General features: G+C 72.6%; 12 protein-coding genes. 11 read left to right on the top strand and 1 reads right to left on the bottom strand.

Translation table 11 applies throughout. From position 1 onward, the window contains the following. Positions 1–70: 70 nt before the first annotated feature. Positions 71–793, top strand: a complete 723-nt coding sequence (locus CRP29_RS16865) for a hypothetical protein (protein ID WP_141437158.1) — start codon at positions 71–73, stop codon at positions 791–793. Here CRP29_RS16865 and ileS read toward each other — a convergent pair. Further along, the gene (gene ileS / locus CRP29_RS16860; RefSeq protein WP_217991636.1) at positions 790–3990 is read right to left on the bottom strand and encodes an isoleucine--tRNA ligase; all 3201 of its coding nucleotides are present in this window, start codon (positions 3988–3990) and stop codon (positions 790–792) included. The genes CRP29_RS16865 and ileS overlap by 4 nt on opposite strands. Before the next feature lie 76 nt (positions 3991–4066). Between ileS and CRP29_RS16855 the strand changes: the two genes are divergently transcribed. The 10 genes from CRP29_RS16855 to CRP29_RS16810 all read left to right on the top strand — a co-directional run bounded on the left by CRP29_RS16855 (position 4067) and on the right by CRP29_RS16810 (position 14408). Beyond that, positions 4067–5578 carry a potassium/proton antiporter gene (locus CRP29_RS16855; protein WP_097196216.1) on the top strand — a complete coding sequence of 504 codons (1512 nt, stop codon included), beginning with the start codon at positions 4067–4069 and terminating at the stop codon, positions 5576–5578. Positions 5579–5683: 105 nt separating this feature from the next. Further along, entirely contained in the window at positions 5684–6922 is a 1239-nt protein-coding gene (locus CRP29_RS16850) for a DUF4032 domain-containing protein (RefSeq protein ID WP_097196215.1), read from the top strand. Between the two features lie 317 nt (positions 6923–7239). Further along, positions 7240–8439 carry an extracellular solute-binding protein gene (locus CRP29_RS16845; RefSeq protein WP_245852932.1) on the top strand — a complete coding sequence of 400 codons (1200 nt, stop codon included), beginning with the start codon at positions 7240–7242 and terminating at the stop codon, positions 8437–8439. Further along, the gene (locus CRP29_RS16840; protein ID WP_097196213.1) at positions 8436–9395 is read left to right on the top strand and encodes a carbohydrate ABC transporter permease; all 960 of its coding nucleotides are present in this window, start codon (positions 8436–8438) and stop codon (positions 9393–9395) included. The genes CRP29_RS16845 and CRP29_RS16840 overlap by 4 nt, the downstream gene beginning before the upstream one ends. 3 nt (positions 9396–9398) lie before the next feature. Beyond that, the gene (locus CRP29_RS16835) at positions 9399–10232 is read left to right on the top strand and encodes a carbohydrate ABC transporter permease (protein WP_097196212.1); all 834 of its coding nucleotides are present in this window, start codon (positions 9399–9401) and stop codon (positions 10230–10232) included. Positions 10233–10296: 64 nt separating this feature from the next. After that, entirely contained in the window at positions 10297–11577 is a 1281-nt protein-coding gene (locus CRP29_RS16830; protein ID WP_097196211.1) for an ABC transporter ATP-binding protein, read from the top strand. A 52-nt stretch (positions 11578–11629) separates the two neighbouring features. Then, complete coding sequence (lspA, locus tag CRP29_RS16825) at positions 11630–12217, top strand: signal peptidase II (RefSeq protein WP_245852930.1); 588 nt, start codon at positions 11630–11632, stop codon at positions 12215–12217. Next, positions 12214–13167 carry an RluA family pseudouridine synthase gene (locus CRP29_RS16820; RefSeq protein WP_245852917.1) on the top strand — a complete coding sequence of 318 codons (954 nt, stop codon included), beginning with the start codon at positions 12214–12216 and terminating at the stop codon, positions 13165–13167. The genes lspA and CRP29_RS16820 overlap by 4 nt, the downstream gene beginning before the upstream one ends. 21 nt (positions 13168–13188) lie before the next feature. Then, positions 13189–13968: a CPBP family intramembrane glutamic endopeptidase gene (locus CRP29_RS16815; protein ID WP_097196210.1), complete on the top strand. Its 780-nt coding sequence runs from the start codon at positions 13189–13191 to the stop codon at positions 13966–13968. Continuing rightward, on the top strand, positions 13965–14408 hold the full coding sequence (locus CRP29_RS16810; RefSeq protein ID WP_097196462.1) for a GNAT family N-acetyltransferase: 444 nt from the start codon (positions 13965–13967) through the stop codon (positions 14406–14408). Before CRP29_RS16815 ends, CRP29_RS16810 begins: the two co-directional genes overlap by 4 nt. The last annotated feature ends 175 nt before the right edge of the window (positions 14409–14583 follow it).

The following is a 14583-nucleotide window of genomic DNA, read 5'->3' as shown; positions in this document are numbered from 1 at the left end:
CCGGGGGCCCTGTCGCGTCCGGTGAGCGCGGCGAGCGCGATGCCGGGGCGGTGCCCCTAGAGTCCTGGGCGTGATCGTCGCGGCCGGATTGTTGGTGCTCGGAGGTCTGGGACTGTTCGTGGCCGGTGTGCTCACCGGGGTCACGACCTTCTACTGGGCGTGCGTCGGCGCGTGCGTCGTCGCCGCCGTCCTGCTGTTCCTCGCCCGGCGGCGGATGAGCGCGCCCACGGCGCCCGCGGCTGCGTCCGCGCCCGCGGCTGCGTCCGCGCCCGCGGCTGCGTCCGCGCCCGTCGCGGCGCCCGCCGTCGCGTCCGCGCCCGCTTCCGCGCCGGCGCACGCGTCCGGCTCGACATCGACATCGGCTCCGGCCGGTGCTGTCGTCGCCCGGACGCCGTCCGCGGAGGAGGGGCCCGGCACCGGCCGGCACGCCGTGGTCGGCCGGACGCACGCCGAGGACGCGGCCGTTCCTGCCGCCGCGGCGACGGCGACACCGGGCATCGGCGACGGCGCCCCGTCGTCCGCCGGCCAGGCCGCGGAGGCGGGGGAGCCCCCGGTCGAGGAGGTCGAGGTGACCGACCTGCTCCTCGTCGTCGACCTGACCGACGAGGTGCTGGTCGTCGACGAGCACCCGCGGTACCACGTCGCCAGGTGCCGGCACCTCGCCGGCCGGGACACGATCCCCCTCCCGGTCGACGAGGCCAAGTCCGACGGGTTCACCCCGTGCGGCACCTGCCGGCCGGACGCGACCCTCGCCGACCGGGTCCGCGCGAAGCGGACGGCCTCGGAGAACTAGCCCGCGCGGACCACCCAGAACCGGGAGCCCTCGGGGCCCTCGATCCCCTCGCCGCCGTTCCCGGCGCCGGCCTGCACGCGCACGGCGAGCACCTCCGCGGCCAGCTGGTCGGCGTGCTCCTCGAGCGCCTCGGCGACCGCGCCCTCGGCCACCCAGGAGAGCTCGATCCGGTCGCTGACCTCCAGGCCGGCGTTCTTGCGCGCCTCCTGCACCAGCCGGACGACCTCGCGGAACAGCCCGGCCCGCTCGAGCTCGGGGGTGAGGGTGAGGTCCAGGGCCACGGTGAGCCCGCCGCCGCTGGCCACGGTCCAGCCCTCGCGCGGGGTCTCGGTGACGATCAGGTCGCCCTCGGCGAGCGTGACCGGCGCGCCGTCGACATCGACGGTCGCGGTGCCGGCCCGGTAGGCGGCGGTGAGCTCGGCCGGGTCGGCCGCGGCGACGGCCTGGGCCACCGCCTGCACCTGCTTGCCGAGGCGGCGGCCGACCGCACGGAAGTCCACCTTGAGGCTGACGTCGACCAGGGACCCGTCGGTCGCCGAGATGTCGGCGAGCTCCACGACGTTGAGCTCGTCGGCCACCTCGGCGACGAGGTCACGGGGGAGCGTGGACCACGCGGGGGCCGCGACCAGGGCGCGGGCCAGCGGCTGCCGGGTGCGCACCTTCGCCGACGTGCGCGCCGAGCGGCCGAGCTCCACGAGCCGGCGGACGAGGTCGACCTGGGCGACGAGAGCGTCGTCCCGCGCCTCCTCGTCGACGGTCGGCCAGGAGGCCAGGTGCACCGAGTCGACGGCGCGGTCGGCCGCCGGCCCCACGAGACCCGGGACGACGGCGCGGTTCCAGACCTCCTCGGTGACGAACGGCGTGAACGGCGCCATCAGCCGGGTGAGCCCGTCGAGCACCTCGTGCAGCGTGGCGAGGGCGGCGGGGTCGCCCTCCCAGAAGCGCCGCCGGGAGCGCCGGACGTACCAGTTCGACAGGTCGTCGACGAAGCCGGCCAGCAGCCGGCCGGCGCCCTGGGTGTCGAAGTCCTCCATCGCGTCGGTGACCTCCTGGGTCACCGCCGCCAGCCGGGCCAGCGCCCAGCGGTCCAGCAGCGGGCGCTCGGCGCGCGCCGGCGCCGGCGTCGCCGATGGATCCCAGCCGTTGGCCTCGGCGTACAGGGTGAAGAAGCTCGCGGTGTTCCAGTAGGTCAGCAGCACCTTGCGGACGACCTCGGACAGCGTCTCGTGGCCGACGCGGCGGGCCGACCACGGCGAGCCGCCGGCCAGCATGAACCAGCGCACGGCGTCGGCGCCGTGCCGGTCCATGAGCGGGATCGGCTCGAGGATGTTGCCCAGGTGCTTGCTCATCTTGCGGCCGTCCTCGGCCAGGATGTGGCCCAGGCACAGCACGTTCTCGTAGGAGCTCTGCTCGAACACCAGCGTGCCGACGGCCATCAGCGTGTAGAACCAGCCGCGGGTCTGGTCGATCGCCTCGCAGATGAACTGCGCCGGGTAGGCGGCCTCGAACTGCTCCTGGTTGCGGTGCGGCGCGCCCCACTGGGCGAACGGCATCGACCCCGAGTCGTACCAGGCGTCGATGACCTGCCGGACCCGCCGGTAGGTGCCCTCCTCGCCGGGCAGCGTGAAGGTGACGTCGTCGATGAACGGCCGGTGCGGGTCGAGGTCGGCCAGGTCGCGGCCGGTCAGCTCGGAGAGCTCGGCCAGCGAGCCGACGGCGACCATCCGGGCCGGGTCGGCGTCGTTGCGCCAGATCGGCAGGGGAGTGCCCCAGTACCGGTCACGGGACAGCGCCCAGTCGACGTTGTTGTTCAGCCAGTCGCCGTAGCGGCCGGTCTTGATGCTGTCGGGGTACCAGTTCGTCTTCTCGTTCTCGGCGAGCAGCTGGTCCTTGATCTGGCTGGTCCGGATGTACCAGGACGGCTGCGCGTAGTACATCAGCGGCGTGTGGCAGCGCCAGCAGTGCGGATAGCTGTGCTCGAACCGGTGCTCGCGCCACAGCACTCCCCGGGCCTGCAGGTCCTCGACCAGGGCGGCGTCGGCGGCCTTGAAGAAGTGGCCGCCCACCAGCGGGATCTCGGGCAGGAAGTGGCCGGAGGCGTCGATCGGCACCACGACGGGCAGCCCGTAGCCGCGGCAGACCGCGAGGTCCTCGGCGCCGAACGCGGGCGACTGGTGCACCAGGCCGGTGCCGTCCTCGGTGGTCACGTAGTCGGCGAGCACCACGTAGTGGGCCTCCACCGGGCGGCCATCGGGGCCCTCGGGGAACTCGACCAGCTCGAAGGGGCGCTGGTAGTGCACCCGCTCCCAGTCGCGACCGGTCGTGCGGGCCAGCACCTCGCGGGGCGCGTCCGGGTCGAGGACGGCGTCCAGCAGCGGCTCCGCGACGACGACGGTCGCCTCGGCGCCCGCGTGCTGCGTGCGCACGACCACGTACGTGACGTCCGGGTGCACGGCGACGGCGGTGTTGCTGGGCAGCGTCCAGGGCGTCGTCGTCCAGACCAGCAGGTCGGCCTTCCCCGCCCACTCGCCGCTGGTGACCGGCAGCCGCACGTAGACCGAGGGGTCGGTGATCGACTCGTACCCCTGGGCCACCTCGTGGTCGGAGAGGCCGGTGCCGCAGCGCGGGCAGTACGGGGCGACGCGGTGGTCCTCGACCAGCAGGCCCTTCTCGAAGATCTGCTTGAGCGACCACCACACGCTCTGGATGTAGCTGGTGTCCATCGTCCAGTAGGCGGTGGACATGTCGACCCAGTAGCCCATGCGGCGGGTGAGCTCGGAGAACGAGTCGACGTGCCGCTCGACCGACTCCCGGCACTTCGCGTTGAACTCGGCGATGCCGTAGCGCTCGATGTCGGGCTTGCCCGCGAAGCCGAGCTCCTGCTCGACGGCGATCTCGACCGGCAGGCCGTGGCAGTCCCAGCCGGCGCGGCGCGGGACGTGCCAGCCCTGCATGGTCTTGAAGCGGGGGAAGACGTCCTTGAACGCCCGCGCCTCGATGTGGTGGGTGCCCGGGCGGCCGTTGGCCGTGGGCGGGCCCTCGTAGACGTTCCACTGCGGCGACCCCGCGGTGCGTTCCATGGTCCGCGCGAAGACCTTGTCGGCCTCCCAGCGCTGCAGGATCTGCTGTTCCAGCGCCGGCAGGTCGACCTGCGGGGGCATCGCGGCGAACGGGCCGGTGGCCGAGGGGGAACTCACGCGCCCATTCTCCCCGAGGCGGCAAACCGGTTCCGCGGGGCGTCCGGGAGACTGCTGCCATGGGGGACGGCGGCCGGTGAGCACGACGGTGACGCTGGCGCTGGGCATCGGCGCCGTCGTGGTGCTCGTGGCCGCGATCGCCCTGCGCCTGGCCGACCGGCTCGGCATGCCCAGCCTGCTGCTCTACCTCGCCCTCGGCGTGGGGCTGGGGGAGAGCGGCCTGGGCATCGAGTTCGAGGACTTCGACCTGGCCGCGAACCTGAGCATCGCGGCACTGGTGATCATCCTGGCCGAGGGTGGGCTGACCACCCGGTGGGACGACCTGCGCCGCGCGCTCGGGCCCGGGGTCACCCTCGCCACCGTCGGGGTCGCCGTCAGCGTCGTCGTGACCGCCTCGTTCGCCGTCTGGCTGCTGGACGTGGAGTGGGGCTTCGCGCTGCTGCTCGCGGCCGTCATCGGGTCCACCGACGCCGCCGCGGTCTTCGCGGTGCTGCGCCGGCTGCCGCTGCCGCGCCGGCTGGTCGCCGCCGTCGAGGCGGAGAGCGGGCTCAACGACGCACCGGTCATCCTGCTGGCCGCTGCGCTGGTCTCCCAGCTCAACGGCGGTGAGACGCACGCCTGGTACGTCGTCCTGGGCGAGGTGGCCCTCGAGCTGACCGGCGGTGCGCTGGTCGGCCTGGCCGTCGGTTTCGGGGGTGCCTGGCTGCTGCGGCGGGTCGCGCTCCCGGTGGCCGGGCTCTACCCGCTCGCCACGCTGGCCATCTGCGTCCTCGCCTACTCCGCGGCCACGCTCGCGCACACGTCGGGGATCGTGGCGGTCTACCTGTGCGGCGTCGTCCTGGGCAACGTCCGCATGCCGCACCGGTCGGCCAGCATCGGCTTCGCCGAGGGGACGGCGTCGCTGGCCCAGATCGGCCTGTTCGTGCTGCTGGGGCTGCTCGTGTCGCCGAGCCGGCTGCCCGACGCCCTGCTCCCGGCGCTGCTGGTCGGGGCTGCGCTGCTGCTCGTGGCCCGGCCGCTGTCGGTCTTCGCCAGCCTCGTGTGGTTCCGCTGGCCGCTGAGGCACCAGGCGTTCGTCTCGTGGGCCGGGCTGCGCGGGGCCGTGCCCATCGTGATCGCCACCTTCCCGCTGACCGCGGACGTGCCCGACGCGGCGATGATCTTCGACACCGTCTTCGTCCTCGTGGTCGTGTTCACCGTCGTGCAGGGCGGGCTGCTGCCGCTCGTGACGCGCCGGCTGGGGATCGCGGCGCCGGCCATCCCGCGCGACGTCGACGTCGAGTCCGCCCCGCTGGACGAGCTCGACGCCGACCTGCTGCAGCTCACCGTCCAGGAGGGCTCCCGGTTGCACGGTGTCTACCTGCCCGAGCTCCGGCTGCCGGAGGACGCCGCCGTGGTGCTCATCGTCCGGGACGGCCGGCCGTTCGTGCCCGACGAGGAGACCCGCCTGATGCGCGGCGACCAGGCGCTCATCGTCTCCGCGCGACGCTCCCGGCGGGAGGCCGAGCGGCGGCTGCGGGCGGTCAGCCGGGCGGGTCGGCTGGCGTCCTGGCGGGGCGAGAACGGCGCGCCGACCGGCGTCGACTGAGGATCCCGCGGCGCTGCGGGCACCCGGCGTGCCGTGGGAGGGTGACGTCCCGGGGCGCCGTGCGGGCACGGCGCCCGACGCTTGCTGCGACCGACGGAGTTCGCCATGCGCTTCCTCTTCCGGCCCCCGGCCAACGAGGCGGCCGAGCTGCTGAGCCTGCCCTGGGACCGACCGCTCGAGGAGTGGGACGACCGGCTCCTGCTCGAGGTGCCCCAGCGCGGCATCTCCCGGCACGTCGTCCGGTTCGTGGCCGCGGGCGGGCACGTCTACGCGCTCAAGGAGATCGCCGAACGGCTGGCGCGGCACGAGTACGCGCTGCTGGCCCGGTTCGAGGAGGAGGGGCTCCCGTCGGTGAGCGTGCTGGGCATCTGCGTGGATCGTCCCGGCGACCAGCAGGCGATCCTGGTGACCCGGTACCTCGAGTACTCGATGTCCTACCGCTGGCTGTTCTCGCGCCCGCCGGGTGACCACTCCGCCGAGCAGCTGCTCGACACGATGGTCGTGCTGCTCGTGCGGCTGCACCTCGCGGGGGTGTTCTGGGGCGACTGCTCGCTGTCCAACACGCTGTTCCGGCTGGACGCCGGCACGCTGGCCGCCTACCTCGTCGATGCCGAGACCGTGGAGCGCTACCCGAGCCTGACGCCGGGGCAGCGCAACCACGACGTCGACCTGGCCCGGGAGCGCGTCGGTGCCGAGCTGCTCGACCTCCGGTTCGGCGGTCTGCTGCCCGACGACATCGACCCGATCGAGGTCGCCGACAGCCTGCCGCTGCGCTACGCCTCCCTCTGGGACGAGGTCACCCGGGAGGAGACCTTCTCCCCGGAGGAGCAGCAGTACCGCGTCGCGGAGCGGCTCCGGCGGCTCAACGAGCTCGGCTTCGACGTCGGTGAGATCGAGATCGTGACGTCTCCCGAGGGTTCCCGGCTGCGGGTGGAGACGCGGGTATCCGAGCCCGGGCACAACCGGAGGGAACTCTTCCGGCTGACCGGCATGGAGGTCCAGGAGCGGCAGGCACAGCGGCTGCTCAACGACGTCCGGGCCTACCGGGCCTGGCTCGAGCAGCGCACCGGGGGACCGGTGCCCGAGCCGGTCGCGGCGCACCGCTGGCTGGCCGAGGTCTACCAGACCGTGATGGCCGCCATCCCGCCGGAACTGGCCGGCCGGCTGGCGCCGGCCGAGATCTTCCACGAGGTGCTCACCCATCGCTGGCTGCTCTCGGAGCAGGCCGGCCGCGACGTCGGGACGGCGGAGGCGGTGCGCTCCTACGTGGCGAACGTCCTCCCGCGCACGCCCGCGGAGGTCACCACCCCCTCGGTCATCGCCGAGCGCGCGACCGGCCGCTGAGCCGGGATCCGCGGGGGCATCGGGGCTGATGAGGGCGTCGCGGGGGAGCAGGTCACGAGACGGTGACGGTTCGAATTGACAGCGAAAGTGGCCTGCACCACGCTCCCAGCACTGCTCTTGATCAGCTCGTGAGGCGCCAACGGAGGCGATGACCGATGCCGAACGCTCCAGGCCGTTCCCGATCCCGGGGGCGCGCCCCGGCGCCGCTCCGACGGAGGAGCCGGCAGCCCCGACGGAGGCTCGCCGGCGCCGCAGCCCTCCTGGTCACGGCCGGCACGCTCGCCGCCTGCGATGGTGACAGCGGCGGCGCCTCGACGTTGACCTGGTACATCAACCCGGATGCCGGGGGCCAGGCGGAGATCGCCGCCCGGTGCACCGAGGAGGCCGGTGGCCGCTACACCATCGAGACGGCGCTGCTCCCTCGCGATGCCGCCTCCCAGCGCGAGCAGCTCATCCGGCGGCTGGCCGCCAACGACGACTCGATCGACCTGATGAGCCTCGACCCGCCGTTCATCCCGGAGTTCGCGCAAGCCGGCTTCCTGGCCCCGGTGCCCGACGACGTCGCGGAGCGGGTGACCGAAGGGGTCGTGCAGAGCGCCGTCGAGGGGTCGACGTGGGACGACGAACTGGTCGCCGTCCCGTTCTGGGCGAACACCCAGCTGCTCTGGTACCGGAAGTCCGTGGCCGAGGCCGCGGGGCTGGACATGACGCAGCCGGTCACCTGGGACCAGATCGTCGAGGCGGCGGAGGGCCAGGGCAAGCTCGTCGGCGCCCAGGGCACCCGCGCCGAGTCCCTCACCGTCTGGTTCAACGCCCTCATCGAGTCCGCGGGAGGCGAGATCATCACCGATCCCTCGCCCGAGGACCCCGCCCAGATCGAGCTCGGACTCACCTCGGAGGCCGCGACGCGGGCCACGGAGGTCATGCAGATGGTGGCCGAGTCCGACGCCGCAGGCGCGGCGTTCTCGACCTCGACCGAGGACTCCACCGCGACCGGCTTCGAGAGCGACGACGGCGGCTTCCAGGTCAACTACCCCTTCGTCTACCCGCGGGCGCTCGGTGCCGCCGAGGCAGGCACCCTCGACCCCTCGGTCCCGGACGACTACGCGGCCACGATCTACCCGAGGGTCGACGAGGACACCGAGGCCGCACCCCCCTACGGCGGCATCAACCTCGGCGTCGGGGCGTTCAGCCAGAGCCCCGAACTGGCCTACGAGGCAGCGGAGTGCATCACCTCCGACGAGAACCAGGCCGAGTACTTCGTGACCAACGGCAACCCGGCCTCCTCCGAGGCGGTCTACGACGACGAGGAGGTGCTGGAGGCCTTCCCGATGGCCCCGGTCATCCGGGACTCCCTGGACATCGCGGCGCCCCGTCCGCAGACGCCGTACTACAACGAGATCTCGGTCGGCATCCAGCGCAGCTACCACCCGCCGTCGGGCGTCACGCCCGGCAGCACGGGTGAGGCAGCCACCGAGCTCATCGACGCGGTCCTGGAGAAGGAGGACCTGCTGTGAGCACCACGACGCTCCCCCCGACGAAGAAGACCGAACCGGTCTCCGCCCCGAAGGGCGGGATCAGCGACCGCGCCCGCAGCGAGCGGAAGCTCGGCTGGCTGCTCGCCGGGCCGGCGTTCGCGGTCATGCTGCTGGTGACGGCCTACCCCATCGCGCAGGCGACCTACGAGTCGCTGTTCGACTACCGGCTCACCGACCCGGACAACCGATCGTTCACCGGCCTCAACAACTACTGGGTCATCCTCACCGACACCCTGTGGTGGCAGTCCATCGGCGTGACCGCATTCATCACCGCCGTCACGGTGGCGGTGGAGCTGGTGCTCGGGTTCGGGCTGGCCCTGGTGATGGTCAAGGCGCTGCGGGCGCTGCGGCCGGTGCTGCGGGCGGTGATCCTCATTCCGTACGCGGTCATCACCGTGGTGTCGGCGTTCGCCTGGCAGTTCGCCTTCGACATCAACTCCGGGTTCGTGAACAGCTCGTTCGCCTGGATACCGGGGGTCGCTGCGGACACCGACTGGTTCGGTGACCGCTGGACCGCGCTCCTGGTCATCTGCCTGGCCGAGATCTGGAAGACCACCCCGTTCATCTCGCTGCTGTTGCTCGCGGGCCTGGCCCAGGTCCCCGAGGTGCTGCAGGAGGCGGCGAAGGTCGACGGCGCGACACGGTGGCAGCGGCTGTGGCGGGTGACGATCCCCAACATGAAGGCGGCGATCATGGTCGCCCTGCTGTTCCGCACGCTGGACGCATTCCGCGTCTTCGACAGCATCTTCATCATGACCAACGGCGCCAACGGCACCGAGTCGGTGTCCTTCCTGGCCTACCGGCAGACGATCGCGCGGCTGGAGATCGGGCTCGGCTCGGCGGTGTCGGTGCTGCTGTTCCTCGCCGTGGTGCTGATCGCGTTCGTCTTCATCAAGCTCTTCAAGGTCGACCTGGCCCAGGCGCGGGGGGAGTGACCCATGTCCACGAGGAAGAAAGTCCTGTGGGGCGTTGCCGCCGCAGTCATCATCTTCTACTGCCTGTTCCCGATCGCCTGGATCGTCTCGCTGTCGTTCAAGGCGCCGAGCGACCTGTCCAACCAGAGCTTCTTCCCGAGCGCGCTCAGCTGGGAGAACTACGAGTTGATCTTCACCGGCAGCGCCAGCGACCTGTTCCTGCCGGCGCTCAGGAACTCCTTCGGCATCTGCCTGATCGCCACGGCGATCTCCTGCCTGCTCGCGATGTTCGCGGCCTACGCGATCGCCCGGCTGGACTTCCCGGGCAAGACGCTGATCCTGTCCACGGCGCTGGTCGTGGCGATCTTCCCGGTCATCTCGATCGTCACGCCGCTGTTCAACCTGTGGCGCAACATCGGTCTCTACGACACCTGGCCGGGCCTGATCATCCCCTACCTCTCGCTGACGCTCCCGATCTCGATCTGGACCATGTCGGCGTTCTTCCGGGAGATCCCCTGGGAGATGGAGCAGGCAGCCCAGGTCGACGGTGCGACCACGTGGCAGGCGTTCCGCAAGGTGATCGTCCCGCTCGCCGCACCCGGCGTGTTCACCACCGCGATCATCGCCTTCTTCATCGCCTGGAACGACTTCATCTACGGCATCTCGCTGACCTCCACCGAGGCGGCGCGGCCGGTCCCGGCGGCGCTGGGTCTGTTCACCGGTGCCTCGCAGTTCGAGGAGCCGACCGGCGCCATCTCGGCGGCCGCCGTGATCGTCACGATCCCGGTCGTCGTCCTGGTCCTGCTGTTCCAGCGGCGCATCGTCGCCGGCCTCACCAACGGCGCGGTGAAGGGCTGATGGCCGTGACCGCGCACCAGTTCCCGATCTCACGACCCGCATCCCACCGAGGGGACGAGCTCTGATGGCCTCCATCGAGATGAAGAACATCGTCAAGCAGTACGGCGACGGGTTCCCGGCGGTGAACGACGTCAGCCTGGACATCGCCGACGGCGAGTTCATGATCCTGGTCGGCCCCTCCGGCTGCGGGAAGTCGACGCTGCTCCGGATGATCGTCGGCCTGGAGGACATCACCAGCGGCGAGATGATCATCGGCGGCAAGCGGGTCAACGACCTCGCTCCCCGGGACCGCAACCTGTCGATGGTCTTCCAGAACTACGCGCTGTACCCGCACATGACGGTGTACGAGAACATCGCCTTCCCGCTGCGGCTGGCCAAGATGCCCGACGACGAGGTCCGGCGTCGCGTCACCGAGGCCTCCGACGTCCTGGAGCTCAAGGACCACCTCGAGCGCAAGCCGGCCAACCTCTCCGGTGGCCAGCGCCAGCGCGTCGCGATGGGCCGCGCGATCGTCCGGCAGGCCGAGGCCTTCCTCTTCGACGAGCCGCTGTCCAACCTCGACGCCAAGCTGCGCGGACAGATGCGCACCGAGATCTCCCGGCTCCAGCGCCGGCTGGGCATCACCACGGTCTACGTCACGCACGACCAGACCGAGGCCATGACGCTGGGCGACCGGGTCTGCGTCCTGCGCAAGGGCAAGATCCAGCAGGTCGCCAGCCCGCGGGAGCTCTACGAGCAGCCGGTCAACCTGTTCGTCGCGGGCTTCATCGGCTCGCCGCCGATGAACTTCCTGCCGGCCACGCCCGAGGGCAACCGGCTGAAGACCCCGTTCGGCGACATCGAGATCGAGGCGTCCCGGGCGTCCAAGCTCGGCGGCCACGACCTGCTGATGGTCGGCATCCGCCCGGAGTACTTCGAGGACGCGTCCCTGGTCGAGGAGCACAAGCGCCCGCTCGGCTCGACGTTCCGCGCCCGGGTCGACGTGACCGAGTGGCTGGGTGACTCGCAGTACGCCTACATCCCCTACGAGGCCCCGGAGGCGATCACCAACCAGCTGCGCGACCTCTCCCGCGAGCTGGACGCCGAGGAGCTGCGCACGCAGGCCATCGTGTCCATCGACTCCACCAGCCGGATCCGCGAGGGCCGCGAGGCGGAGTTCTGGCTGGACAGCCGCAAGGTGCACGTCTTCGATCCGGAGACCGGCGAGAACCTCACCCGGGACGCCGAGGCAGGTGCCGAGCTGACCCGGCTGGCCACCCAGGACCGGGTGGAGCAGGTGGAGGAGTCCCAGAGCAGGGCGTCCGCCGAGCAGGAGACCGGCGGGGCCACGGCGGCCTCGGCCTGACCGCCCGCGCGGGGTCGGGGCTCGGGCCGGCGGCACGGCTATCGTCGTCGGCGTGACCGAGCAGCCCGACCCCGTCGGCGTACCGGCGGCCAGGCCGCGCATGCGGTTGCTGCTGCTCCTCGCCGCGGGCGTGTTCCTGCTCGACCTGGTCACCAAGCTCGTCGTCGTCGCCACGATCGAGCCGGGTGAGGACATCCGGGTCCTCGGTGGGGCGCTGTACCTGACCCACCTGCGCAACACGGGCGCGGCGTTCTCCTTCGCCGAGGGCTTCACCGTGGTGTTCAGCCTGGTGGCCGCGGCCGTCGTCGTCGTCATCGTGCGGACGGCGCGACGGCTGTTCTCCACGGGCTGGGCGGTCACGCTGGGCCTGGTGCTGGGCGGCGCCGTCGGCAACCTCATCGACCGGATCTTCCGCGACCCGGGCTTCCTGCGCGGCGGCGTCGTCGACTTCCTGTCGGTGTTCGGCCCGGACGGGGACGTGTGGCCGGTCTTCAACGTCGCCGACTCCGCGATCGTCTGCGGCGGCGTCCTCGGGGCGGTCCTGGCGCTGCGCGGCATCGACTTCGACGGCACCCGGGCGGGTACCGAGCCGGCGGGCTCCACCGGGAGCGGGAGCCGTCCCGTCACAATGGGGGAGTGACCAGCTCCCCCGGCCTGCCCGCGTCCGGGATCCACCGCGCCCTGCCCGTCCCCGACGGGCTCGAGGGGCAGCGGGTGGACCAGGCCCTGGCACGGCTGTTCGGGCTCACCCGCACCGTCGCGGCCGAGGTCGCCGACGCCGGCAACGTCCTGGTCGACGGCCGGGTGCGGGGTAAGGGCGACCGCCTCAGCGGCGGCAGCTGGCTCGAGGTCGAGCTCCCGCCCCCTCCGGGCGAGCCGGTGGCGCCGCGCCCCGTCGAGGGGATGACGATCCTGCACGACGACGACGACCTGGTCGTCGTCGACAAGCCCGTCGGCGTCGCCGCCCACCCCAGCCCCGGATGGGAGGGGCCGACGGTCATCGGCGGGCTCGCCGCCGCCGGGTACCGGGTCTCCACCTCGGGTGCGGCGGAGCGCCAGGGCGTCGTGCACCGTCTGGACGCCGCCACCACCGGCGTGATGGTGGTCGCGAAGAGCGAGCGCACCTACACCGCGCTCAAGGCCGCCTTCAAGGAGCGCACCGTCGAGAAGGGCTACCACGCCCTGGTGCAGGGGCACCCGGATCCCTCGCGGGGCACCATCGACGCCCCGATCGACCGGCATCCGAAGCACGACTGGCGCTTCGCGGTGGTGCAGGGCGGGCGGCCCTCGGTGACCCACTACGAGGTCATGGAGGCGTTCCCCGCCGCCAGCCTGGTCGACATCCGGCTGGAGACGGGCCGCACGCACCAGATCCGGGTGCACTTCTCCGCCCTGCGCCACCCCTGCGTCGGCGACACGACCTACGGCGCCGATCCCACGCTGGCCGCCCGCCTGGGGGTGAGCCGGCAGTGGCTGCACGCCGTCCGGCTCGGCTTCGCGCACCCGGCCGACGGGCGCTGGGTGGAGTTCACCAGCGAGTACCCGCCCGACCTCGCCGGCGCGCTGGCCGTCCTGCGCGCCGAGGCCTGACCCGGCCGCCGAGGATCTGCCGTGACCGGGCTCCCCGAGACCCTCGCGGACTTCGGCCCGGCCGCGTTCGCCGCGGTGGTCGTGGCGGTGTACCTGGTCGCCGGCGAGCCGGTGGCGGGGCACGTCCTGCACCGCCGCTTCGAGGGGCGGCTGCGCACCGATCCGGACGCCCGGCGCTCCTTCTACGGCCGGCTGCTGGTCCTCGAGTGGGGGCTGGCGCTGCTCGCGCTGGTCGTGTGGCTCTCGGCCCCGGGGGTGGACGCCGCCGCCGTGGGGCTGGCGTGGCCGCGGACGCCCGGGCCGCTGGTGCTGGTGCTGGTGGTCCTGGTGCTGGTGTTCGTCCTGGCCTCCACCCGGGCGCTCCGGGGAGGTGCGCTCAACGAGGTGCCCCCGCCGGCGCGGGCGGGGGAGGGGCGGCACGCCGAGCCGCCGGGGCACGCCACCCTGGCCCTGCTGCCGCGCACCGCGGCAGAGCGCCGGCTGTTCACCGTGGTCGGGCTGACCGCCGGCATCTGCGAGGAATGGCTCTACCGCGGGTTCTTCCTCGCCGTGGTCGCCGCCGTCGCGGGCGGCCTGCCCTCGTGGGCCCTGGTGGTGGTCGCCGCCGTCGCCTTCGGGCTGGCGCACGCCTACCAGGGCCGCGCCGGCATCGTGCTCACCGGCGTGCTCGGGGGCGTGATGGCCGCGCTCTACCTCGACACCGGGTCGCTGCTCCTCCCCGTGCTGCTGCACGCGGCCATCGACCTACGCTTCCTCCTCGTGCCCACCCGCGCCCTGCCCGCCGGACGTCCCGCGTGGTGACCGGCCCCGCCGCCCGCGTCGCCGGCCCGGCCGACTGGCCCGAGATCATCGCCCTGCGCACCCGCGTCTTCGTCGAGGAGCAGGGGGTTCCGGCGGAGATCGAGCAGGACGACCGGGACGCGACCGCGGTGCACGTGCACGCCCGCGACGAGGCCGGCCGGGTGGTGGCCACGGGGCGCCTGCTGCTCCCGGCGGACGGCTCGACGACGGCGTCCCTGGGTCGCATGGCCGCCGACCCGGGGGTGCGCGGGCGCGGGTTCGGCGCGGCCGTGCTGGCCGAGCTGCACGAGCAGGCACGGCTGCGCGGGGTGGCCGCGATCGAGCTGCACGCCCAGCTTCCCGCCCGGGGCTTCTACGAGCGGGCCGGCTACACCGCCGTCGGCGAGGAGTACCTGGAGGCGGGGATCGCGCACGTCACCATGCGCCGCGAGCTGACGTGACGGCGCCTCCGGGGCGCATGTGACGGATCGGTCCGGATGTGAGCAGACACGTCGTGTCAGACCCTCGGAGTAGACAGCTTCCAGTGCGAGGATCGACCCGCACACCGGTCTTCCCCGCCGGTCGCCCGCCGGAGAACCTGCCGGCCGGGCACGCACGACCACCGAGGAGCACCGA

The organism is Blastococcus aggregatus (assembly GCF_900221005.1).
GTDB classification, from domain to species: domain Bacteria; phylum Actinomycetota; class Actinomycetes; order Mycobacteriales; family Geodermatophilaceae; genus Blastococcus; species Blastococcus aggregatus.
The sequence above is the reverse complement of the archived record's forward strand: the minus strand, read 5'-3'. Positions and strand labels throughout refer to the sequence as shown.

What these genes read in the sequence shown, in the direction of transcription:
- CRP29_RS16830 (WP_097196211.1), top strand. Translation starts at nt 10,297, where the DNA reads ATGGCCTCCATCGAGATGAAGAACATCGTCAAGCAGTACGGCGACGGG.
- CRP29_RS16850 (WP_097196215.1), top strand. Translation starts at nt 5,684, where the DNA reads ATGCGCTTCCTCTTCCGGCCCCCGGCCAACGAGGCGGCCGAGCTGCTG.
- CRP29_RS16835 (WP_097196212.1), top strand. Translation starts at nt 9,399, where the DNA reads ATGTCCACGAGGAAGAAAGTCCTGTGGGGCGTTGCCGCCGCAGTCATC.